Source organism: Actinocrinis sp. (genome assembly GCF_035938995.1).
In the GTDB taxonomy this organism is placed as follows: domain Bacteria; phylum Actinomycetota; class Actinomycetes; order Streptomycetales; family Catenulisporaceae; genus DASZGI01.
Genome location: NZ_DASZGI010000199.1, coordinates 1 through 23,294 on the forward strand (window position 1 = coordinate 1; position 23,294 = coordinate 23,294).

Here is a 23,294-nt window from a genome sequence, read left to right on the forward strand (position 1 = left end):
TCGTCAACGAGCTCTGACCGTTGCTGATGGCCGCGTCGAAGGCCTTCGTGTTGATGCCGATGATGTCCTGCAGGGCGCTGTCGTACTGGTAGAACGCGTAGTTGGACTGCCCCGCCTGGGTGCCGACGTCGAACGCCACCGCCGCTTGGAGGTCGCCGCGCTGAGCGTCGGCGCGGATGGTCCCATCGTCCTGGATATAGACGTCGAAGGCCTTGGTCGTGGCGACCGCGCCTTCGGCCTCGTGCGGGAAAGTGATGTTGTTCAGCTCCGTGCCGAGCAGTCCGCCCAACTTCACGTTCGAGACGCTGTTCGCCCCGGCATCGAGCGCGAGGGTGTCGGTGGCCTGGTTCAGCGCGCCGTAGTACGAGCTCGGATTCGCCGCCGCAGCGTTGGCGGCCACTCCCGGTACCGACGCGACCTGAGATGCCTTGGTGAAGAAGCTCTGCTGGAGCGCGGGTGTGCGGTCCAGAAGCCAGCGGCTCTCGTCGGCGTTGGCGTCATAGGAGACGGCGCGCGCATTGGTCAGGGCGTTGATCGAGTCGAACGCGTCGGACTTGGCCACCTTGAGCTGCTGGGCCTCGTGCAGCAGGGTCGAGACGCCCAGTCCGCCCACCGCGACCGCGAGGACGACCGCGAGACCCAGCGCCGGAGCCAGAACCCTGCGGAAGCGGCGGCTCAAGTACTGGTTCGCCGCGATCAGCGCCACGGCCAAGAGAACCGTGAGCACGACGACCAGGATCGCGTCGCGTTGCGCGCCGCTGCGGTCGCCGGAGTAGGTTCCGTTCACGTCGGAGCTGTCGCTCGTGGTGATGTTCTGAGCGATCGGCAGGATGTCGTTGTGCATCTGGCCACTCGCCTGCTCATACAACACCAGCGCCGCCGCGGGCGGCGCCGCCGGGCCCTGCGGTCCGGCGTGCTGGTCGAGATAGACGGCCTGGGCGATGAGGCCCTCGTAGCCGCCGATCGCGGTGAGCAACTTCGTGTCCTTCGCGGCGAGCGCGGCGTTCTGCGCGATCTGCTCAAGGTCCTGCGACGCCGCGGCCCGGTCCTGCTCGTAGGTCGACTCGGACGCCTGGGCGTTGTTGGACGCGGGGATCGCCATGGTTGGGGTGAAGCCGACCAGCAGGGCGTTCGCCGCCTGCGCGTCCATGTCGTTGAGCCGGAAGTAGAGGTCGTTGGTCGAGCTGACCTCTCCGGTCTTGGCGGACATCGAGGACAGCGCCGCACGCGCCGAGGACGTCCCGGCGGCGAGCACGATGACGAATCCGACCGCGAGCGCGGTGACCGCCGCGACGAGAAGTATCAGCCGTCTGGGTGTCTCCGACGCCATCCGCCGGATGAGCGGGGGCGCGGGGCGGGGCAAGGTGTCCACGGCGCGCACTGTCCTTGACCCGCCGAGCGCCGACAAGGGCCGCGGCCGATTCTCAACACGATGCATACACGGGCTGCGACCAGGGCGTGAGCTCCGCGCGGAACTCGTTAGACCGGCGTAGAGGTGCCGCCGTCCGGCAGCTCCGGCTTACTCAGCCGCGCCACGGCGTCAGGAGCACCGGCTCGATGATCTGCGCGACCGCGCGGACCGCGGCGATCAGCGCGTCGGCCGAGCTCCAGCCGTCCCGCTTCCACAGCAGCACTTCACGGTCCAGGGCACGCCAGCTGAACCGCTCCGGCGTTTCCACCATGACGTCGGCGGTGCTCCGGGACGTCAGCAGCATGGCCATCTCGGGCTCTTCGGCGTAGAGCTGATAAAGCCGGTTGAATTCGGGTGTTGCGCCGGTGCGGTGGCCGTCCGGAACGTGATCGGGGACGCGTGCGGCGCTGAACGCCGGCTCTCCGCGCACCTCGGCCCACTCGACCGAGCTGGGCAACAGGATGCAGGCCAGTCCGTAACGGTGCCGCGTGCCGGCGAATACGCACTCGTAACCGGCGACCCGGACGCTCAACCCGTCCACGTCCCCGATCAGTTCGCTGTCGACTTCCCGGTGCTTGCCGTAGTGGAACGGCGGCCATCCGGTGGACTGGGTCTCCATCCACGAAGCCCGCGACCCGGTGGAAAAGGCGTATCGGCCGCGAAGTTCGGCGTCGACGACCGCAGCGCGGGCACGCCGCCTGCGCGGTTCGATGTGCGGGCTGATGAGCACGATCGCGGCGAAAGCGGCGAACAACACGGCCGGAATCACGTAGCGCATCGCACCTCCATGGGTGCTGTGCTCGAGGCGGAGCACTTACGCGCCGACCAGACTTCCCGGCTCTCCACCGATCAACACTAGACCTCTGCGGTGGGCGCGCAAGGTGTTCGCGGGCTCACTCGGTGTAGGTCTCAGGCGGTGCGGTTTCAGGCGGTGTTGTCTCAGGCGGTGTGGTCTCAGGGCTGTGCCAGTTGGCCTCAAGCGGTGTCGGTCTCACGCTGCGTTCGTCTCACGAAGCGTTCGTCTCAGACAGCGTTCGTCTCAAGCGGCGTCGATGCGGAACCGCAGCCGCGCGATGACGGCGTTGGTGTGGCGGCGGATCGCCCGCTCGAGCACGCCGCCGCGCTGGTTCTGCAGCAGCCGCTGCCACCAATGCGAGAGCTGCATCTCGGGGATCAGCACCAGGAGGCGGTCGTGCGCGTCCTCGGCGTCGGCCTTGCGCAGGTAATCCACGATCGGGCGAGTCAGCGAGCGCGCCGGGCTGTTCAAGACGGTCAGTGGCACGTGTGGGTTCCACTGCTGCCAGTCAGCTTCGAGCTTCAGCGCGACGGGGGTGTCGTTTTCGTCCGGATGGGTGACGGTGATCGCCCGCACCTCGTCACCGAGCGAGAGCGCTGCGCCGATCGCCTCCTGCGTCAGCCGGTTGACCGTGCTGACCGGAACCACCACGAGGGTGCGCGTCGGGTGGGGCTCGCCGGGGATCTCGCCGACGTGCAGCGCCGCCCCGATGCGCATGTAGGTGCGGTGGATCATCTCGAACATCGCGACCAGTACGGCGACCGCCGCGAAGACCAGCCAGCCGCCCTCGCTGAACTTCGCAATCAGTTCGACCACTGTGGCCGCGGCGGTGAGCAGCGCGCCGAAGCCGTTGAGCAGCGCGCGCCACTGCCAGCCCGCCCCGCGCTGCTCGAACCAGTGCCGGACCATGCCGATCTGGGAGAGGGTGAAGCCGATGAAGACGCCGATCGCAAACACCGGCACCAGCGCCTGCGTGTTCCCCTTCGACACGACGAGCAGGAGGAACCCGAAGCCGGCCAGAACTACGACGCCGTAGCGGTAGACCTGCCGGTCGGCACGCAGCGCGAACACGTGCGGCAGGTGATGGTCCTTGGCCAGCAGCGAGGTCAGGACCGGCATTCCGCCGAACGAGGTGTTCGCGGCGAGTGCTAGCAGCACCATGGTCGCGAACTGGACGATGTAGAACCCGACGTTGTGGCCCAGCGCCGCGTCGGTCAGCTGCGCCAGCACCGTCTTGTTGGCGTTCGGCGCGACGTGGAACTTGCCGATCAACGTCGACAGGCCGAGCAGCATCAGGCCAAGCAGGGCGCCGAGCGCGATCTCGGTGCGCTGCGCCCGCTTCACCCTCGGCGCGCGGAACGTCGGCACCGCGTTGGCGATGGCCTCGACGCCGGTCAGCGCGGAACAGCCGGAGGCGAACGCCTTAAGCAGCAGCAACAGGCCCACCGTGCTCGCGGCGCCGCCGGCCGGGTGTGTCGGCTCGGTAGCCGGATGCACGCGCACCAGGCCGACGATGACCACCGCGAAGATGGCCACGATGAAGATGACCGTCGGCAGGATCATCACCTTGGCGGACTCGGCCACGCCGTAGAGGTTCACCGCGGTGATCAGCGCGAGCACGGCCACGCACAGCCATGTCGTCGAGCTGTAGAGCGAGGGGAAGGCCGAGGTCAGCGCGGCCACGCCGGCCGAGACCGCGACCGCGACATTCAGCACGTAGTCGATGATCAGTGAGGCCGCGGCGACCAGGCTGACCCGGCGGCCGAGGTGCCGTCCGGAGACCGCGTAGGCGCCGCCGCCGTTCGGGAACGCGGCGATGACCTGCCGGTAGGAGAAGGTGAGGGCGGCCAGCAGGACGACGATCGCGAGGGTGACCGGGAGGGTGAAGCCGAGGCCGTGGCTGCCGGCCACCGCCAGCACCACCACGATCGCTTCGGGGCCGTACGCCACGGAGGACAGCGCGTCGAGTGACAGCGCGGCCAGCCCCTGCGGGACGGTCAGCCGGTCGCGCTCGCCACCGCCCGCCGGGCCGCTTGGGGGCGCCCCCGCGGTCTTCGTCTCGGTCGTCATCGGCACTCGTCCTCCGTCTTCCGGGTCAGGCATGCCGCCCGGTCGGCGGCGGCGCAGCCGCGCGCTCCCCCGAGCCAGTGAAGCGATTCCTAGCGCATTTACATACGACCCCAACGACTCTCTCACGCCTGCGCCCGTTTTTCTCACGCCGCGCTGACGGCCGGTCCGTGGCAGGTCACCCACGGTGCGGAGACAGCGACGTTAACGTGATGTTGATTTCCGCCGCAGCGGCATTCGGGAGGTGTGAGTAAGCGCGTTGAAGGGCCCGACGCGGGCATAGCGTCGAAAGGTGGTGATCCGCCCGGACCGGGCGGGACGAGGGAAGGGATCTGATCGGGATGGATACGCAACCCCCTGATACCGGTCGGCTGTTCGTGCCGCTGCGCGACGCCGGCTGCGGCGTGGCGGTGCGAATGTTCCGGGACCGGCACGGAGCGCGCTGCGCCGTCGGTTTCACCAGCGCGGAGCGGCTGGCCTCGGTGCTCGGCACGCAGCAGCCCTATTACCGGCTGACGGAGCGGGCGGTGCGCGAGCTGGCGCACGAGCGCGGCGTCGAAACGCTCGTCGTCGATCCCGGCCTCGTCGCGGCCCCTGTTCGAGACCACGTCGAGCCCAAGCCGCTCGTCCCCAGTGCCGTCGTCCCTAAGCCGGTCGCCCCCCGTCCGCTGCCCTCACGGATCAGCGCCCTGCGGTCCGCGTTCGACGCCCAGACCGCCGGAATCCTCGCGGTCAGCGCCGTCACCGGCGCGGCCACCCTCGCAATACAGGTGTTGAAGTGACCGTTCTCGCTCCGGTGAGTCCCAAGAACCCCGACCGGTCCCCGCACGCCATTGGCGCGCCCCTCGGCGCTCCGTGGCCGGCCAGCGCCCGCCGCGTCGAGGGCGATATCCTGGTCGGCGGGGTGTCGCTGGCAGATTTGGCCGCGCGCCACGGCACGGCGGTGTACGTACTCGACGAGTCCGAGGTGCGCACCCGCGCGCTCGCGTATCGCTGCGCCCTGCCGAACGCGACAGTGCTCTACGCCGCGAAGGCGTTCCTGTGCGGCGCGATGGTGCGGTGGATGGACGACGACGGCCTCGGCCTGGACGTGTGCTCAGGCAACGAACTCGGGCTCGCCCTCGCGCAGGGTTTCCCGGCGCGGCGGATCGTCATGCACGGCAACGCCAAGAGCGAGGCCGAGCTGGATCTGGCGGTCCGCTCCGGCGTCGGGCGGATCGTGGTGGACTCATTCAGCGAGATCGCGCACCTCGCCGCGCTCGCGCCGGCGGACGAGCCGCAGGGGGTGTACGTGCGCGTGGTGCCGGGCGTGGCGGCCGGCCACCACGCGGCGGTGCGCACCGGCGTCGACGACCAGCAGTTCGGATTCCCCCTCAGCGGCGGGTTCGCGGCCGAGGCCGCCTCGCGTGTGCTCAATCAGCCGCACCTTCGCCTCGAGGGCCTGCACTGCCATCTCGGCTCGCAGATCTCCCAGGTCGAGCCGTTCCTCATCGCGGTCGACCGGATGGTGGAGCTGCTGTCCACGCTGCGCGACCGGTATGGAATCATCCTGCCCGAGCTCGATCTGGGCGGCGGGCACGCGATCGCCTACCGTCCCGGTGAACCGGCGCTCGACCCGGCGCGGTACGCCGCCGCGGTGCTCCCCCGGCTGGCCGCGCGGTGCGCCGAACACAACCTCCCAGTGCCCCGCCTGGTCGTCGAGCCGGGCCGGGCCATCGTGGGGCCGGCCGGCGTCGCGCTGTACCGCGTCCTGGCCGTCAAGCACTCCCCGTCCGGCCACCGGTTCGTCGCGGTCGACGGGGGCATGAGCGACAACCCCCGCCCCGCTCTCTACGGCGCCGGCTACACCGCGCAGCTCGTCGGCCGCTTCTCGCGCGAGCCCCTTCAGGGCGCCCGCGTCGTCGGCCGCCACTGCGAGGCCGGCGACGTCCTGGTCCCCGACGCGCTGCTGCCTGAGGACACCCGCCCCGGCGACCTGCTCGCGATCCCCGCCGCCGGTGCGTATCAGCTCTCGATGTCGTCCGGTTACAATATGGTCGGCCGCCCGCCTCTGGTCGCCGTGCGCGACGGAGCCGAGCGGCTGCTGCTACGGCGCGAAACCCTCGAGGACATCCTGCGGCGCGAGATCGCCTGATAAGCGCCCGGCCAAGTCCATGAGCTCGCACGACTCGGGAACACGACTCGGGAAGTAGTCTGCCCCTAAGGCCGGGGCGATCCCGGGCGCGTCGATCGAGCGGGGAGCGGCTGCATGAGCGCGATGGAGCAGGCAGCGCGCCCGGTTCAGGTCCGCTACGGCGAACCGGCCGGCCGCTGGGTGCTGTTCGCGACGGTCCTCGGGTCGGCGATGACCTTCGTCGACGCCACCGTGGTCAACGTCGCTCTGCCACACCTCGGGCACGATCTGCACGCGAACGCGGCGGCGCTGCAATGGACGGTCAACGGCTACACCCTGAGCCTGGCCTCGCTGATCCTGCTCGGCGGTTCGCTGGGCGACCGCTTCGGCCGCCGCCGGATCTTCCTCATCGGCGTCATCTGGTTCGCGGCGGCGTCCCTGCTGTGCGGACTGGCGCCGACCGTCGGAGTCCTGATCGCCGCGCGGGTCGTGCAGGGCGTCGGGGGCGCGCTGCTGACGCCCGGCTCGCTCGCCATCCTCGAGGCTTCCTTCCATCCGAACGACCGGGGCAGGGCGATCGGCGCGTGGTCGGGCTTGGGCGGGATCGCCGGCGCGCTCGGCCCGTTCCTCGGCGGCTGGCTGGTGCAGGTCGCCACCTGGCGCCTGGTCTTCCTGATCAACGCACCGCTCGCCGTGCTCGTGGTGGTCGCCGGGTCGCGGTACATCCCGGAGACCCGCGATCCGCAGGCGGTGCGCGGATTCGACGTGCCCGGCGTCGTCGCCGCCGCGGCCGCGCTCGCCGGGCTCACCTACGGGTTCACCGCCTGGCCGAGCCGGGGCGGCGGGTCGCCGCAGGTCGTGGCCACGCTCGCGTTCGGCTTCGCCGCGCTGGCCGCTTTCGTCCTGGTCGAACGGCGCTCCGCGCACCCGATACTTCCGCTCGAGGTCTTCCGTTCCAAGGCCTTCAGCGCCGCGAATCTGGTGACATTCGCCGTATACGCGGCGCTCGGCGGGACGTTCTTCCTGGTCGTGCTCAATCTCCAGATCGTCGCCCACTACGCTCCGGTGGTCGCCGGGACGGCGATGCTGCCGGTCACCTTCCTCATGCTGCTGCTCTCCGCGCGGTCCGGCGCCCTCGCCGGGCGCATCGGTCCCCGGATCCCGATGACCGTGGGACCCGCCGTGTGCGCGGTGGCGATGCTGCTGCTCTCCCGCGTCGGCGCCCACGCCCCGTACCCGACCAGCGTGCTGCCGGGCGCGATCGTCCTGGGCCTGGGCCTGTCGCTGACCGTCGCGCCGCTGACGGCCACCGCCCTCGGCGCGCTCGACGAGCGGCACGCCGGGATCGCCAGCGGCGTGAACAACGCCGTCGCGCGCGCCGCCGGACTACTCGCCGTCGCGATCCTGCCTTTGGCGGCCGGCATCGGATCCGGCAGCCTCACCGACCCGCGCGCACTCGCCCCCGCCTACCACAACGCGATGCTGATCTGCGCCGGACTGCTCGTCGTCGGCGCCATCACGGCGCTGCTCGCCGTTCCGTCGAAGCTGCCGTCGCCTGTCGCGGAACCCGAACCGGAGCCCGAACCGCCCGAGGGCGACGAAACGACGCCTCCTCAGGCGGTTTCCACTCACTCGGCTCCCACGCCTCCGACTGCTCCAGCCAGCACGCCCGTCCGCATCCACTGCGCCATCGCCGGAACACCACTCCACCCGCGTCTGCGGCACGACGCACCGTCGTCGTGAGGCGTCTACGGCGTCCATGACGAGCCTGATCGTGACGAGCGCGCTCACGCCGCGCTCCTGAGCGCGTCCAGCCGGGCCGGCGGTCTGGCGGGCGAGAGCCAGGCGGGCGCCTCGGGCTGACCGAGGCCGAGCAGCCGGTAGAGCAGCCTGCGGGCGTGCCGCGCGAATCCGCCCGGCTCGGAGGTGATCAGATCGGCGACCCGGGCCATCGCCGCCGCGTCGAACTCCGCGGCGGCGCGCTCGAGCTGCTCGGCCAACGGAATGTCGGGCACGATCCGGGGAGCGATCCGGCCCAGCACGGCGGCGGCGCCCTCGGGCTCGACGTCGTCCGCGGGGAACGAGCCGAGCAGCACTGGGACACCGAGCGCGGAGGCGTACAGCGTGACCGCGCCGTGGTCGCCGATCACGAAGTCGGCGGCCGCCAGGATCGGCTGCCAATCGGCCTCCGGCGGCACCAGCACGACCCCGCGCGCGATCCACGACCCGTACCAGGCGCGCATCTGGTACGAACCGTGCGCGGCCCAGATGTTCGGATGCATGAGCAGCGCGACGCGGTAACCGGCGCGCAGTTCCCGGGACAACCGCTCGACTACCTCGGCCGCGCTGCCCAGAAGCGAGTTCTGGTGCCAGGTGGAGGTGACCACCACCATCTTGTGGCCCGGCGCGAGACCGAGCGCCGCGCGATAGCGGTCGCGCAGGCCCACGCCCGCGGTGATCCGGTCATAACAGGGGTCTCCGACCACGTCGGCGACCGGCAGAGCCTCGGGGCAATCCTGCTCCAGCAAGGTGAGCTCCCGCTCGTGCCCGAGTGCAACGGCGGCGGGCACCGGCATCCCAGCCGACAGCGAGTCGCGGCCGCGGCCCGGCCTGCCGATCGAGTCGCGGCCGGCCCCCGGCGAGAAGACCGCGACCGGCGCGTTCACCTCGTCCATGTGCTCGAAGGTCGTCGTGACCGCCAGATCGAACCGCTGCGCCGCGGCCCGCTCCCACGGCAGCACCGGCACGCCGCGCGCCGCCAGCATCTGCGCCGTTCCGCCGTTGAACACGCTCGGCGGAACAGTGAACTCCAGCTGCACCCGAGTGTCCCCGTGGAGCAGCCCGGCGACGTCCCACAACCGCTTCGCGCTGGTGATCGTGGACGCCATCACCAGCACCCGGCGCGCCGAGCGCACCGTCAACCACCACGGCTCTCCGAGAGCTTGCTGATCCGGGTCGACCGTCGGGCCTGTCGACGTCATTGTCATCGCGAGTCGTCCTCTACCCAATAGACATCCTGCGGTCCGGTCCCTCGGGGGATGACGACGCACCCGCGCCGAGCCGGATCGCCCTTCGCCTAAGGGCATTCCACGCGACCCTGCATGCCGCTTGCAGGACGTTTGATTGCTCTTCGAAGTTGACCGGGCGCGCCCTCGTGCCTCAGGTCACTGATTGAGGGCGAGCTCGAACCAGACCACCTTGCCGTGCGTCGTCCGGCTCACTCCCCAACGCTTCGCCAGACGGCTGACCAGGAACAGGCCGCGGCCGTCCTCGTCGAGGTCGGCGGCCTGGCGCAGGATCGGTAGGTAGAGGTCGTCGTCGCGGATCTCGCACACGAGCGTGCGGGTGCGCAGCAGCCGCAGTTCGATGGGGCGCGAGGCGTACCGGATCGCGTTGGTGATCAGCTCTGTCGCGAGCAGTTCGGCGATGTCGACGAGGTCCTCGAGACCCCATCCCTCCAGGCTTTCCCTGATCAGCCGTCGCGCCCGCGCCACGGTCTCCGGCAGCGGAGCGAGCAGCCAGTAGGCGATGTTCTCGGCCGGAATGCTGCTCAGCCGCGCGGCCAGCAGCGCCACGTCGTCCGGGCCGCCGCCCGGGCTCAGGGCGCTGAGGAGCATGTCGCACACCGTGTCCGGTCCGAGCGCCGCCGACCGGACGAGGTCCGGGGCCCCCGTAAGCGCGCAGATCCGCTCCTCGACGTCGCCCGGAAGCTCGCGGATCAGACCGTCGGTGTAGAAGACCAGGGTGTCGCCGTCGCGGACCGAGATCTCCGCGGTGTCGAACGCGACGCCGCCCACGCCGATCGGCGCGCCGGTCGGGACCGCGACCCGCTCGACCCGGCCGTCCGGACGCACCAGGATCGGCGGCAGGTGTCCGGCGTTGGCGAACAGGCACACCCGCGCGACCGGGTCGTAGACCGCGTAAAGACAGGTCGCCAGATAGCTGTCGCCGAGGCGCTGGGCGAGGTTGTCGAGCTGGCGCAGCAGTTGGTCGGGCGGCAGATCGAGCGCCGCCAGGGTCTGGACGGCGGCACGCAGCTGCGCCATCGCGGTGGTCGCGCACACCCCGTGGCCCAACACGTCGCCGATCACCAGAGCGATCCGGCTGCCCGGCAGCGAGATGGCGTCGATCCAGTCGCCGCCCGCCTGCGCGCCGGGGCCGCCGGGCAGATAGCGGGTCGCCACCTGAATGCCGGTGAGCGTCGGCGGGGTGATCGGCGGGACGGCGCGCTTGACCTCGGCGGCTCCCACCTCTTGACCCCGGTACAACCGGGCGTTGTCGACGCCTAGGGCGGCCTGCGCGGCCAGCTGCGCGACCGTCAGCACGTCCACTTCGTCGAACGGCGCGCGCCCAGGGCTGCGGGTCAGCGCGACGCAGCCGAACACCTGTCCCCGCAGGACTAGCGGCACCGCGAGATAGGGCGCTCCGTCCCGCGCGGACTTCGCGATGCACACCGGCTCGCCCGACGCCATCGCCTCGCGGCACGGGTCGGCGGCGTCCATGGGTTCGACGAAGCCTGCGGGCAGAAGGCAGCGCATCGGACCGCTAGCGGCGGCGGTGGAGACGACCGGAGCGGGGGCGCCGTCGGCGAACAGCGCTTCGAGAATGTAGAGGCCGGCGTAGTCGGCCAGGCGCGGGACCAGGGCCGCGGCGAACCGCGCGGCGATCGCGGACATGTCCGAGCCCGCGCCGATCTCGGCCGTCGCCTCGTTGAGGAACGACAGGTGATCGCGCAGGTCCACCGCTCCACATCCCTGGCCGCTAAGGAAATCGACCCCGCGAATTCTAAGGCTACGATTCGTCCACACGACGACAGAGGAAGAACATTTGAATCTCCGGCTGGGCGGCCGAGGTCTCCGGCGCGTACGAGAGCAGCTGTTCCCAGCCGATATAGAATCCGCATTCCCGCAACAGTTCGCGCAGGTCGTCGCGCAGATACCCGGTCACCCGCAGCCGGGTGCCGAGGAATGGGATCGACACGTCGTCGACGTCGGCCTCCACCATCGCCAGCCCGAACCAGCCGTCCGGAGTCAGGATGCTGTGAATGCGGCGCAGGGCCGTCCGCATCCGGGCGCGAGGCAGATTCAACAGGGAGAAGAACGCGACGACGGCCTCGTAGGCGGGCGGTCCGTCGGGGATGTCGAGAACGCTCCCGAGCTGGAACGCGGCCTCCGGCACGTTGCGCTGCGCGAGCTCGAGCATTCCTGGGGAAATGTCCAGACACGTCACCGAACATCCCCCGGCAAGGAGTTGACGCGCTGTCGGCAAACCGGTGCCGGATCCCACGTCCAGCACCCGCGCGCCGGGGCCCACCTGTTCGAGTAGCCGCTCGACGCACGTGAGCTGGCCCTCCTTGTGCGGAAAGGCCTCGTCGTATCGGGCGCCCATGGCGTCGTACGCGCGGGCTTGGATAGCCTCGCGCTCGATCCACGCCAGATCGTCGCGCTCCGCCGGTGCCAGTCGCTCGACCTCCATGTCGATTCCCCTTCGCCGCGGGTGGCTGTCTGGTATTCAATATCAGAAGGCTGCCTGATGGAGAAAGGGATACCCCCTGATGGACATGCGCGCGCAACCCAGTCGCCGCTCGTTCGTCCGCGCCGTGAGCCTCGGCGCGTTGGTCGTCGGCTTCGACGGCGCCACCCGGGCGTGGGCGGCTGCCGGTTCCCCGGCCGCCGGCCTGGACCGGGTGCCGACGCTGGACGGCCGGCTGCTGTTCGATCCGGCCGAGCTGGCACCGTTCGAGGACGACTTCGGCCACATTATCCACCGCACCCCCCGGGCCGTCCTGGAACCGGGATCGGTGCGTGACATCGCCGAGATGGTCGAGTTCTGCGGGCCGCGGCGGATACCGGTCGCCCCGCGCGGCCAGGGACACCAGACGTTCGGACAGGCTCAGGTCGACGGCGGCCTGGTCATCGACCTGACACCGCTGAACGCGATCACGGTCGATCCGGTCGCGGGCACCGTCTCCGCCGGCGCGGGGGCGTTGTGGCACGCGGTGCTCAACGCCGCCCTGGCGCAAGGGCTGACTCCGCCGGTGTTCACCGACTACATCGAACTGTCGATCGGCGGAACGCTGTCGGCGGGCGGCATCGGCGGCGCCACCCAGCACCACGGCGCGCAGGTCGACACCGTCATCGATCTCGACATCGTGACCGGCACCGGCGATCTGCGCACCTGTTCGGCGACGCAGGACCCGGACCTCTTCCACGCCGCGCTGGCCGGGCTCGGGCAGGTCGGCGTCATCACCCGGGCGACGATCCAGCTCGTGCCCGCGCCGACGTCGGTGCGCCAGTACAACCTCACGTACCCCACGGCGGACGCCCTTACGGCGGCGCAGCGCAAGGTGGTGCTCGACGGCCGCTTCGACTGGCTCGAGGGGGCAGTCAATCCGGTCACCGGCGGTGGCTGGCAGTACGTCCTCGAAGGTGCCAAGTACTACGACGCCACTCCCCCGGACGACAACGCCCTGATCGGCGACCTCGCGTTCCAGGGGCCGCCGCAGATCCAGGACTTCGCCTACGCCGACTTCATCAATGTCCTGGCCCCGGCCGTCGCCTTCCTCCAGTCCACCGGCGAGTGGTACGACCCGCATCCGTGGCTCAACCTCTTCCTGCCGGACGCCGCGACCGACGGCTACGTGACGACGGCCATGGCCGGCCTCACCACGGCCGACATCGGCGCGAGCGGCGTGGTCCTGCTCTATCCGGTGCCGACCGCGAAGCTCACCGCGCCGCTTCTTCGTGTCCCTGACGGTGAACTGACGTTCCTCTTCGCGGTGCTGCGGACCGCCGCACCGGACACCGGCGCGCTGCCGGCCGCGACGATGGTGGCGGACAACCGCACCATGTTCCTTCAGGCCCAGTCCGTCGGCGGCACCCAGTACCCGGTCGGGTCGATCCCGATGACCCACGCCGACTGGCGCATCCAGTACGGCGCCCAGTGGCCGTTCTTCGCGTCGGCAAAGGAGCGTTTCGACCCTTACGGCATCCTCACCCCGGGGCAGGGAATCTTCTCCGAGAACGACCAATAGATCGACAGCTAGATCGAAAGCACCGTAGCCCCCGGTGTGTGAACCTCATCGGGGTTCCCTCCGTGTCTCAACCTCGAGCCGCCCGACGCCGCCCGCGCGTCGGGCGGCCGAAGAAGGAGACACGGCCCCATGGCCTCTCATCGGCGCCCGAACGCGGCGGTGCGCGCCGCGCTCACCTTCACGGCCACCGGCGCTGCCGCGGCCACCGGCGTCGGACTGACGGCGACCGCCGGCCACGCCGCATCCGTCGCCGACGTCCAGGCCCAGGTCAAGCTGCTGGATCGGCAGGCCGAGCAGGCCACGAACGACTACGACGCCGGCATGGAGCAGATGGCGGCGTTGCAGAAGCAGGTCGACCAGATTCAGAGCGAGGCGACCACCGTCCAGCAGTCGATGAACGCGCTGGTCGGGGTCCTCGGCCCGCAGGCTGCCGCGCAGTATCGGTCCGGTTCGATAGACCCACAGCTCGAATTGGTGCTTTCCCAGAGCCCCGACCAGTACTTGCAGAAGGCCATGGCGGTGAATCAGCTTGGCCAGAGCGAGGCGGTCGCGCTCAAGTCGTTGAAGACCCAGCAGGCACAGCTCAAAGCGCTGCAGAAGGATGCCGCTGACCGGCTCATGCAGCTGCAAGAACTGCAGAGCCAGGCAGCGGCCGACCGCACGCAGATCCTGGACAAGGACAAGCAGGCTCAGGCGCTGTTGGCCACGCTGACCTTCGCGCAGCAGCAGGAGATCGTGCCGGTATCCACCTCGTGGGGCGTCACCGCGCAGCAGATAGCCACGCTGCCCACGGTCACCGGGCGCGCCGGAGTAGCGGTCGCGTTCGCGAAGTCGAAGCTCGGCATCTACTACCAGTGGGGCGGCACCGGGAATCCCGGGTACGACTGCTCCGGCCTGACGCAGTCGGCGTGGGCGGCAGCCGGGGTCTCGCTCGGCCGTACCACCTATGATCAGGTCACCGACGGCTACGAGGTCGCGCCGATCCTCTCCAACCTCCAGCCGGGCGACCTGATCTTCTACGACGGCAACACGCACATGGCGATCTATGTCGGCAACGGCGTCGTCGTGCACGCGCCGAGCACCGGCTCGCGCATCCAGTACGCGCCCTGGAACATGCTGCCGATAGACGCCGTGCGCCGCGTCGTGTGACGCAGCGTTCTCGCGCTCACAGCAACGTTCTCGCCGCTCTTACAACTTCGCCGCTCTCACTCAAATCTTCACCGACAGCCGCTCATGCCACTGCGGCCGTCGTCGCGATCGGTGGCTCGCGACGACGGCCGCAGTGGGTTTTCAGGTCCCTACCGGTGACGGGCTACCAGTGGACCTTCTTCGGGTGGCCGGACTTCGTGGCGGACGGCTTCGGGGTGGGCGTCGCGGTGGACGTCGTACCGTTCGCGCCGCCTGCCGCTGTCGTGCCGAGGTTGGGCGGAGTCTTGCCGAGCGTCACCATCACCGCGTTGGTGACCACGTTGTTCCCGTTCATGGCCAACGCGATCGGGTTCGGTTTGTGGATGAGGTTCTGGCAACCCAGGTTCGTGAACGACTGGTTGGCGCGCATACCCAGGAAGGTGAACAGGTTCGTGGCCATCGCCGCGTCCACGGAGGGCGCGTTCTGGAAGAGGGCCTGGTCCTTGAACACCCGCGCGATGCCCATCTGCGAGCCGAACAGGTTGTTGCAGTAGTTCGCGCCGCTGCCGTTGTCGCCGCCCTGGCCGATCTTCTTCTGGTCGACGCCCACGCGGTACAGGTTCGTCTTCGTGGCGTCCTGGTTCGCGTTGTTCAGCGTCATCGGGTCGTTGAGCGGCACGAGCGCGATCGGGGCCTGCTGGTTGGCGGCGGCCGACAGCTCGTCGAGCGGCAGCGAGCCGGAGGGCTGGTTGTCGCTGGACTGGTCCGGCACGGTGAACGGGGTGCAGCCGAGAGCCGGGTCGACGAACTTGTTCAGCAGCAGGTTGTCGCTACCGTTGGCCAGGTCGACGGCGTTGCCGCCGAGCTTGGCCATGTTCGCGGCGTTCATCTGCGCGATCTGCCCGTTGCCGTTGGCGAGGTAGTGGGTGACCACGTTGTCGCTCTGGTCCTGGTCCACCAGGCTGAAGTCACGGGTGGTCGGGCAGGGCAGTCCGTCCTTCGCGGTGCCGGTCGGCGGGACCACCAGCGCCTTCGCGGCGATCTTGTTGTTCGCCTGCTGGAAGAACGCCGGGGCGTTGCAGTAGGCGAACTGGCCGAAGATCGAGGCGCCCATCCCGTTGACGCAGTTGCCCTGCCCCAGCGAGTTGGTGCCGTTGGCGGACTTGAGCGTGAGGTTGGTGCCGTTGAAGCCGAACCAGATTCCCACGGCCGACCCGGCGGGCACGTTCGCAGGTACCGTCGGCGCCGCGGGCTGCGTGCCCTGGTCGATCACCAACGGGTCATAGAGCGTGACTTTCCCGCCCTGGGTGATGATCGCGGCTTCCACGAACGCCGACTGGTTCGCGTTGGCCTCGTGGCACGGACCCATCGCCGCATCGGTCGCCACCAGCTGGTAAGGCGTCGCCAGACCCTTCGCGGACAGCGGGTTGGCCGGCACGATCAGGTTGCAGTTCGGGTTGGGGGTCGCGGCCGCAGCGGCCGGCGTCGTGGCCGCGGCAGCACTCTTCGTCGCACAGGCCGCCGCGCTGGATGTAGACGCGGAAGCGGAAGCAGCGGCGGACGTCGTGTGGGCGGACGCGCTGGCCGAAGCGCCAGCCGAATTGCCGTGTCCATAGCGGTACGACGACTTGGTGTTGGCTGCCGCGCTCGTAGTGGTGTTGGCCGCGGGGGTACTCGGGCCGGCCGCAGTCGCAGAACTGGAAGCTGTTGCCGCAGCGCTGGAACTCGCAGAGGCTGACGGGATCGCCGCGGACCAGGCGGCGGCCGAGGTGCTTCCGACCGCGCAGGCCGGTGGTGGCGCCTGATGATGGTGCGGTGTCGCCATCGCGATTCCGACGCCTGCGACGACTACAACAGGCATGGCCGCGAGGACCACGCCGAGTTTGCGCGCGCGCCAGCCGCGGCGCGCGCGGCGCGCCTGCGCCGCTTCGGCCCGCGTCGTGGCGCGTAGGGGCTGTGGTCCGCGTCGTCGGGGTCCTGAGGTGGGGTCAGACACGGTCGCTCCCTTCAGATCGGTCGATCCCGGTGTCCCGAAACGGATCGAAACCCAGCCAGCCGGGCTCAGCGGGGCCCAGGCTCCGAAGCGGGCCACCCGACGCGGCAGGCGGCTGACGGGCCTGGCAGCATCGCGCCCTAACACGCTAGGAACCGAAGGGGGGTTCAACGACGTCCTTGTGTAGTTGTTCGAATACGCGGCGCCGTCCGGGCACGCGCGAGAGGCCGGGCCCGGCAGCCGGGTCCGGCCTCTCTGTCCCGCGGTCAGCCTTCGGCCGCCGCAGGTGTACGCCGCACCCGGGCGATCAGCGACAGCAGCGGAGCCGTGGCGACGGTGGACACCAGCGTCATGATGACGAGCATCGCGAACACCGTCGGGCTGATCACCTTCAGCTGGAGGCCGATGCTGAGCACCACCAACTCGGTCAGCCCGCGGCAGTTCATCAGGGCGCCGAGGGACAACGACTCGCGCCACCCGACGCCGGTCAGGCGGGCCGCCGCGGTGGCTGAGAAGAACTTGCCGAACACCGCGACCGCCGTGATCACGCCGCACCAGGCCCACAGCCGCGGGCTGCCGCCGATCAAGCCGAAGCGCGTGTTGAGGCCGGTGTAGACGAAGAACAGCGGAAGCAGCAGCGTCATCGTGACGCTCTCGGTCTTCGCCGCCGCCTGCCGCGCCGCGAGAACACTGCGCGGAACAGCCACCCCGAACGCGAAGGCGCCGAACATCGGGTGCACGCCGATCTGACTGGTGGCCAAGGCGGACAGCATCACCCCGGCTAGCAGCACCGGCAGCATCGCCTGCTCGGGGAGGGCGCCGAGCCAGCGGGCCATCAGGGGCCGCACGACCGTCGCCATCGCCACGACGAAGACCACTGTCAACGCGACGGTCACGGCCACCGACCCGGCCGTGCCGTGGCTGCCGATCGCGACCACGACCGCGAGCAGGCACCAGGCGACCACGTCGCCGACCGCCGCGCAGGTCAGCGCGAGCGCGCCGAGCGGCGTCTCGGCGATGCCGCGGTCCGACAGGATCCTGGCCAGCACGGGGAACGCGGTCACGCTCATCGACACCGCGAAGAAGAGGGCGAACGCGAGGAAGCCGACGTGCTGCCCGAACCGCGGGTAGAGCCAGAACGCCAGCACGATGCCGGTGAACATCGGCAGCGCGACGCCCGCCTGGCTCACCGTCGCCGCGGTCACCCCGCGCCGGCGCACCTTGTCCAGGTCCATCTCGAGGCCGAGCAGGAACATGAAGAAGATCAGGCCGAGCTGGGACAGGGTGTTGATCGTGGAGATGACCGCGCTGGGGAACAGCCAGTGGAATCCGGCCGGCCAGACGGCGCCCAGCAGCGACGGGCCGAGCAGCACGCCGGCGATGATCTCCCCGATCACCGCCGACTGGCCGAGCCGCCGCACCAGCGCGCCGGTCAGGTGGCAGGCGGCCAGGACCACCGGCAGCGCGAGCAGCAGCCGCGGATAGGGGTTCGACGAGCCGGAGGCGGCCGGGGCGGCGAGCGCCGGGCCGCGCCCGGACGAGCCGACCGCCAGCAGCCCTATGGTCAGCGCGATCGGCAGGGCGATCAGCGCGGTGCCGACCAGGGCGGTGCGCGCGGCGCCGGACCGGCCGCTCGCGGGCGGGACGAGCGATGCCATCTTCGTCTCCTTAACCAGAGGGACCCGCGGCGGCGGGTCGCGGGCGACGGGCGGTGCGTCGGTCAGCCGGCGCGCAGTTCCAAGGTGCAGCATTTGACGCTCCCGCCGGCTTTGAGCAGCTCGGACATGTCGGCGCCGATCGGTTCGTATCCGCGCTCGCGCAGCGCGTCGATCAGCCCGGTGGCGGCCTCCGGGAGCACCACGTGCCGCCCGTCGGACACCGCATTGAGGCCGAAGGCGGCGGCGTCGGCGCCGGTCGCGGTGATCGCGTCCGGATACAGTCTTCTCAGGATCCTGCGGCTCTCGGCGGAGAACGCGTACGGGTAGTACATGATCGTCTCGGCGTCCAGCACGGCCATAGCGGTGTCCAGGTGGTAGTAGCGCGGGTCGACCAGGGTGAGGCCGACCACGGGCAGGCCGAGGAACCGCTCGGCCTCGGCGTGCGCGCGCGGATCGCTGCGGAAGCCGGACCCGGCCAGCACCCGGTTCCCGGCGACCAGGTAGTCGCCCTCGCCCTCGTTGATCCACCGCGCCTGCCGGACTTCCCAGCCGCCCCGCTCCCGGAACCAGTCGAGGTAGCCCGCGGACTCCGCGCGGCGCTGCAGGTGCCGGAACCGGGCGACCAGCACCCGGCCGTCGACCACCGTCGCGCCGTTGGCCGCGAACACCATGTCCGGCAGGCCGGCGCGCGGCTCGAGCAGCTCGACCGTGTGCCCGAGCCGCACGAACTGGTCGTGCAGCCACTCCCACTGGGCCACGGCCAGCTCGGTGGAGGTGGGCTTGGACGGGTCCATCCACGGGTTGATCGAGTATTCGACGTCGAAGTACGTCGGCCGGACCATCAGGTAGCGGCGTCGGGTGGCCACGCGTGGCAAAGTCGTCCTCCAGGATCAGTCGGGTGAGGGACCGGGCGCGGGCGCGTCCGGGTGTCGGGCCAGGGCGTGTCTAAAAAAGGGCGGAGCGTCGGATGAGCCCGCGGCGTCTGGCAGCGAGCGCGTGCCAGGCGTCGCGGGCCCGGCGATCCTCCTTATGCACGCCCTAGCGGTCGCCGACCATCCGGACCTCGATCTTCCCGGCCAGGTCGGTCGCGGTGCGCAGCGCGTCGTCGAGCGAGGCGTCGGCGACGCCGATGCCGCCGAGGACGTTGTTGCCGTCCGGAGGGCGGCGGATGACATCCCCCGGCTTCGCGGTGATCTTGAGGTAGAACACGCCTTCGTGCTCCGCCACCTCGGGCGGGATGCCGACGGACTCGATCGTCCCGCCGCCCGAGAGGAGGCACATCGCGGCGGTGTGCACCTCAGTGGGCTGGAAATGGTGCACATCAGGGCGCTGACCGCCGGCGATGTCCATCATTGCTCTGATCGGGTCGTGGTCGGCCGACAGCCGGGCCATGATGTCGAGACCGCCGCCGCCGGGCCTGGCCGCGATCTCCAGCAGGTGCGGCCGGCCGTGGTGGAAGCGCACCTCGGCGTGCATGACGCTGCGGCGCAGCCCCTGCGCTCGCGTCCCGGCCGCGACGACCGCGTGCACCTGGGCGACCTGCTCCGGGGTCAGTTCGGTCGGCGAATGGTGCACGTCGTCCTCGAAGGTGTCGCCCTCGACCGTGATCCGGTCCACGATGGAGCCGAGGAAGACCTCGTCGTCCCAGACCACCGCCTCGATCAGGTGCTCGTGGCCGTCCAGGAAGGATTCGACCAGCAGGCCGTGCGGGCCGAGGTCCACCCCGTCGGCCTCCATCGCGTACCAGGTCATCAGACCGAGACCGGTCAGCGCCTGACCGTAGCGCTCGCGCATCTGAGCGTCGTCGTCGACCCGGAAGACGTAATTGCTGGCCGCGCCGAGAGTCGGCTTGAGGATCACCGGGTAGCCGAACTCCTGCGCCGCGGCCAGCGCGGCGTCAACGTCGGCGACATATCTGAATCCAGGGATCGGCACGCCGAGCCGCCGGTGCGCCTCCCGCATCAACAGCTTGTTGCGACTGCGCACGGCCGCCTCCACGCCGATACCCGGCAGGCCCAGCGCCTCGGCGACGGCGGCGACCGCGATCACCGCGGACTCGGAGAAGGTGAGTACGCCCTCGAACTGTTCCTCGGCGTGCCAGGCGCGCGCGGCCTCGATGAGGTCGTCCACGTGCTTGCCGCCGGCCCGGCGATAGCGGCCGGCCGGCCAGAAGTCGTCCGTCCCGATGCCGTTGAGGACGTAGAGCTCCGCGCCGAGGCCGACGATCTGCTGGTAGCGGGAGAGGTAGTAGGTGGCGTTCTGGCTGGCTTCCAGGGCGAGCAGCTTCATGACAGACCTTTCACAAGACCGGCGGGGCGGCGGCCGATGGCGGCCGGCGAGGCGTCCACGACGGTGTCGACGGGGTCGAAGCCGGTCGGCGCCGGAACGGCGCCGGTCAGGCGTTGCGCGAGGGACTCGGCGATCAGCGGGGCGAATTTGAAGGACCCGCCGCCGCAGGCCGCGAAGGACAGGACCGACCCGCCGAGCGCGGCGACCATCGCGTCGCCGCCGGCCGCGCGGGCGAGGTAGTAGCAGTCACGGGCGCCGAACAGCCAGTCGCCGCGGAAGCCGGGCAGCAGCTCCGAGAACACCTCGACCAGGTGGTCGCGCCAGCGCAGCGGCGTCGCGGTGTCTTCGAGCTCTGCCACGGTTCGGCAGGCGCTGGCCGCGCTGAGCTTGAGCGGGGTGTCGGCTACCGGCGGCACGAGCCACGCGCCGCTGCGCACGCCCAGCGAGGCGATCGCGGGGGTGTCCCCCCAGGCCGCCACCTGCTCGGACGGGACCTCGCAGTAGAGCACGCTCTGCCTGTGCAGCACGAGTTGATCGGCCAGTTCCGGCGACAGCAGGCCGCGGGTCCACGGGCCGACCGCGATGAGCACCGCGTCCGCGCGGACCACATCGCCGTCGGCGAGACGCACGGCCGGGCCGTCCACGTCGATGCCGACGGCCCGGCGGCGCGGATGCAACTCAGTGTGCGAATACAGGCGCAGCCAGGCGGCGCAGGCGGCCAGGACCCGGTCCGCGAGCAGGACTCCGGCCTGGAATTCGAGCACCGCGCTCGCCCCGGCCGGAAACCGGATCTGCGGGTAGTGCGCGGCCAGATCGTCCGGGCCGAGCAGCCGCGACCGGGAGCCGGCGTCGGCCAGCATCCGGCGCGCCTGTACGGGATCCTCGGTCGGCAGCACAGTGTCAGTCGGCAACACGGTCAGCGCGCCGACACGCTCGTAGAAGCGGGCTGACAGCAGGTGCTGTAAGGCCACCCACTTGTGGTGCGCGAGCACGGCTGCGGTCGTCTTCGCCTGGTCGCCGAGGTGCAGTCCGCGCACGACCCGGTGGCGGTCGTGGGAGGTCGCGGCCGAGGAGGGGATGTCCGCCTGCTCGAACAACGAGACCTGATGCCCCGCGGACGCGCAACTCACGGCGGTGAGCAGGCCGACGACACCGCTGCCGACGATGGCGATCCGCACCGCACACCTCCTGTTCCGCGTCGGGCGCCGGACCTCCGGCGGGAGAATCAACCCGGGAAAAGTCAAACCGGGCGCGATATTGACCGGTAGGACCGTCGGGCTCGAACAATCAACCTGCTTCGAAGCGGTCGGGGCGGCGGCACCCCGGTCAGATCCGCACGCCGTGGGACTGCCCGGGGCGCTGCGCGACGTGCCGTGCGCGTTGGGGTTCGCCCTGCCGGGCCCGCGGGACCGTGGGCGGCGCGGCGGAGTGAGCGGTGTCGCGCCGGATTCCCGCGGCGAAGACGCTCACCAGCGTGGAGACCCGGTAGCGTCCCGCAGTCTCGGCGCGGGTCAGCAGTCCCGCGTCGACCAGCGATTCCAGCAGTTCGTCCGCGGCTTCGGCGCGGATCTCGAGGGCGGCGGCGAGGTCGGCCACCGTGGTCCACCCGGAACCGGCCAGCCCCAACTGGCGCACGGCCTTGCGACCGTCCGGCGACAGCAGTTGGTAGGCGGTGACGAGCCGGTCCCTGACGTTCACGTCGCCGACCCGCAGGCCGCTCATCAGGCGTTCGCGGTCGGCCAGCAGCGCGACCGCGTGCCGGACCGACCACTCCGGCCGCGCGGCGAGCTTGCGGCCGATGATGTCCAGCGCCAGCGGAAGGTCGCCGCACAGCTCGGCGAGGGCCGCGGAGGCGCGGGCGTGTTCCCCGCCGATCCGGCCGTCCCCGACGAGCCGAGCGAGCAGCGCCACCGACTCGGCGCGGGCGAGCGGGCCGAGGTCGACGCAGCGGGCGCCGTCCAGGCCGAGCAGCCGGGCCCTGCTGGTGACCACCACCTGGCTGTGTGCGGTCCGCGCGATCAGGGGCCTGACCTGGCCCTCGTCGCCCGCGTTCTCCAGCAGGACGAAGAGTCTGCGCTGCGCCAGCAGGGAGCGATAAAGGCCGATCCGCTGCATCGGATCGTCCGGCACCAAATCCGCGGGAACCCCCAGAGCCCTGAGGAAACCCCGCATGACCTTGTCCGATGACTGATTGCCCGGACCGCAAGTACTCAGATCGGCGTACAGCTGTCCATCAGGGAACTCATCCGCGACCGCGTCGGCCAAGCGCAGCGCAAGAGCGGTCTTGCCGACGCCTATCGGTCCCCTGATAACCAGGGGGATCCGCGGCGCGGCGGCCTCCCGCACGACCGCGCAGGCCTGCGCCAGCACGGTGCGCCGCCCCACGAAGAGGCTCGGGCTCATCGGCAATTGCGCAGGTGGCGCGAGGTGCGCCGCCCGGTCTCGGCCGGTGCGGGCGAGCTGCTTGGAGTGGCCCGGATCGGCCCCGGGCCCGCCGGGCGGAGCAGAGCTCTGCCCGGCGGCACGGGGATCCGCCGCGGTCCATACGCTCCCTGCGACGGCGCGCCACCGCCGCTCCCACTCGGCGCAGTCGCCGCCGCACGCGCTGACGAATGCGAGCGTCACCGCGAGGGTGGGGAGCCGGTAGCCGCTTGCCGCGCTGGAGAGCACCGACGGGACGAAAAGCGCCCGGCGGGCCAGTTCGCGGTAGCTCGGGTTGCCCGCGTGCTTACGCAGTTCGCGCAGGTCGCGGGCGAAGTCGGCGATCGGGCCGTCGTCGTCCAAAGGCCGTTCGGGCCTGCCCATG

Annotated in this window: 19 protein-coding genes; 7 read left to right on the top strand and 12 right to left on the bottom strand. The window is 70.6% G+C overall.

Annotated features, from left to right (window positions below; translation table 11 throughout):
- The 3 genes from VGZ32_RS14230 to VGZ32_RS14240 form a co-directional block, all read right to left on the bottom strand.
- On the bottom strand, positions 1-1,372 hold a 1,372-nt coding region (locus tag VGZ32_RS14230), incomplete at its 3' end, for a hypothetical protein (RefSeq protein ID WP_326886485.1).
- A gap of 151 nt (positions 1,373-1,523) precedes the next feature.
- Positions 1,524-2,189, bottom strand: coding sequence for a hypothetical protein (locus VGZ32_RS14235; RefSeq protein WP_326886486.1), 666 nt, complete (start codon positions 2,187-2,189; stop codon positions 1,524-1,526).
- A 261-nt stretch (positions 2,190-2,450) separates the two neighbouring features.
- Positions 2,451-4,277: an APC family permease gene (locus tag VGZ32_RS14240; RefSeq protein ID WP_326886487.1), complete on the bottom strand. Its 1,827-nt coding sequence runs from the start codon at positions 4,275-4,277 to the stop codon at positions 2,451-2,453.
- 338 nt (positions 4,278-4,615) lie between these two features.
- Between VGZ32_RS14240 and VGZ32_RS14245 the strand changes: the two genes are divergently transcribed.
- From VGZ32_RS14245 to VGZ32_RS14255, 3 genes are all read left to right on the top strand, one after another.
- On the top strand, positions 4,616-5,056 hold the full coding sequence (locus VGZ32_RS14245) for an SAV_915 family protein (protein WP_326886488.1): 441 nt from the start codon (positions 4,616-4,618) through the stop codon (positions 5,054-5,056).
- On the top strand, positions 5,053-6,408 hold the full coding sequence (gene lysA, locus VGZ32_RS14250; RefSeq protein ID WP_326886489.1) for a diaminopimelate decarboxylase: 1,356 nt from the start codon (positions 5,053-5,055) through the stop codon (positions 6,406-6,408). Before VGZ32_RS14245 ends, lysA begins: the two co-directional genes overlap by 4 nt.
- Positions 6,409-6,531: 123 nt before the next feature.
- Positions 6,532-8,130: an MFS transporter gene (locus VGZ32_RS14255; protein WP_414642541.1), complete on the top strand. Its 1,599-nt coding sequence runs from the start codon at positions 6,532-6,534 to the stop codon at positions 8,128-8,130.
- A gap of 44 nt (positions 8,131-8,174) precedes the next feature.
- Here VGZ32_RS14255 and VGZ32_RS14260 read toward each other — a convergent pair whose 3' ends face one another.
- From VGZ32_RS14260 to VGZ32_RS14270, 3 genes are all read right to left on the bottom strand, one after another.
- Positions 8,175-9,374 (bottom strand): hypothetical protein, encoded by a 1,200-nt coding sequence (locus tag VGZ32_RS14260; RefSeq protein ID WP_326886491.1) that lies wholly within the window; start codon positions 9,372-9,374, stop codon positions 8,175-8,177.
- A gap of 177 nt (positions 9,375-9,551) precedes the next feature.
- A complete protein-coding gene (locus VGZ32_RS14265; protein ID WP_326886492.1) occupies positions 9,552-11,129 on the bottom strand; it encodes a SpoIIE family protein phosphatase in 1,578 nt (525 codons plus the stop codon).
- A gap of 49 nt (positions 11,130-11,178) precedes the next feature.
- The gene (locus VGZ32_RS14270) at positions 11,179-11,862 is read right to left on the bottom strand and encodes a class I SAM-dependent methyltransferase (protein WP_326886493.1); all 684 of its coding nucleotides are present in this window, start codon (positions 11,860-11,862) and stop codon (positions 11,179-11,181) included.
- Between the two features lie 79 nt (positions 11,863-11,941).
- On the opposite strand from VGZ32_RS14270, the gene VGZ32_RS14275 reads away from it, so the two are divergent.
- Positions 11,942-13,420, top strand: coding sequence for an FAD-binding protein (locus VGZ32_RS14275; RefSeq protein ID WP_326886494.1), 1,479 nt, complete (start codon positions 11,942-11,944; stop codon positions 13,418-13,420).
- Between the two features lie 129 nt (positions 13,421-13,549).
- Positions 13,550-14,569 carry a C40 family peptidase gene (locus VGZ32_RS14280; protein WP_326886495.1) on the top strand — a complete coding sequence of 340 codons (1,020 nt, stop codon included), beginning with the start codon at positions 13,550-13,552 and terminating at the stop codon, positions 14,567-14,569.
- Between the two features lie 163 nt (positions 14,570-14,732).
- Here the strand turns inward: VGZ32_RS14280 and VGZ32_RS14285 are convergent, their stop codons facing one another.
- On the bottom strand, positions 14,733-15,986 hold the full coding sequence (locus VGZ32_RS14285; RefSeq protein WP_326886496.1) for a hypothetical protein: 1,254 nt from the start codon (positions 15,984-15,986) through the stop codon (positions 14,733-14,735).
- Here VGZ32_RS14285 and VGZ32_RS14290 point away from each other — a divergent pair.
- Both VGZ32_RS14290 and VGZ32_RS14295 read left to right on the top strand, forming a co-directional pair.
- Entirely contained in the window at positions 15,976-16,164 is a 189-nt protein-coding gene (locus tag VGZ32_RS14290; protein ID WP_326886497.1) for a hypothetical protein, read from the top strand. The genes VGZ32_RS14285 and VGZ32_RS14290 overlap by 11 nt on opposite strands.
- Positions 16,165-16,179: 15 nt before the next feature.
- Positions 16,180-16,353: a hypothetical protein gene (locus tag VGZ32_RS14295; RefSeq protein ID WP_326886498.1), complete on the top strand. Its 174-nt coding sequence runs from the start codon at positions 16,180-16,182 to the stop codon at positions 16,351-16,353.
- A gap of 454 nt (positions 16,354-16,807) precedes the next feature.
- On the opposite strand, the gene VGZ32_RS14300 is transcribed toward VGZ32_RS14295, so the two are convergent.
- The 5 genes from VGZ32_RS14300 to VGZ32_RS14320 all read right to left on the bottom strand — a co-directional run bounded on the left by VGZ32_RS14300 (position 16,808) and on the right by VGZ32_RS14320 (position 23,293).
- On the bottom strand, positions 16,808-18,199 hold the full coding sequence (locus VGZ32_RS14300; protein ID WP_326886499.1) for a cation:proton antiporter: 1,392 nt from the start codon (positions 18,197-18,199) through the stop codon (positions 16,808-16,810).
- 62 nt (positions 18,200-18,261) lie between these two features.
- Complete coding sequence (ddaH, locus tag VGZ32_RS14305; RefSeq protein WP_349263604.1) at positions 18,262-19,074, bottom strand: dimethylargininase; 813 nt, start codon at positions 19,072-19,074, stop codon at positions 18,262-18,264.
- Positions 19,075-19,237: 163 nt separating this feature from the next.
- The gene (locus VGZ32_RS14310; protein ID WP_326886501.1) at positions 19,238-20,488 is read right to left on the bottom strand and encodes an ATP-grasp domain-containing protein; all 1,251 of its coding nucleotides are present in this window, start codon (positions 20,486-20,488) and stop codon (positions 19,238-19,240) included.
- Positions 20,485-21,666 (bottom strand): FAD-binding oxidoreductase, encoded by a 1,182-nt coding sequence (locus VGZ32_RS14315; protein ID WP_326886502.1) that lies wholly within the window; start codon positions 21,664-21,666, stop codon positions 20,485-20,487. Before VGZ32_RS14315 ends, VGZ32_RS14310 begins: the two co-directional genes overlap by 4 nt.
- A 148-nt stretch (positions 21,667-21,814) precedes the next feature.
- Positions 21,815-23,293, bottom strand: coding sequence for a hypothetical protein (locus tag VGZ32_RS14320; RefSeq protein WP_326886503.1), 1,479 nt, complete (start codon positions 23,291-23,293; stop codon positions 21,815-21,817).
- Between the last annotated feature and the right edge of the window lies 1 nt (position 23,294).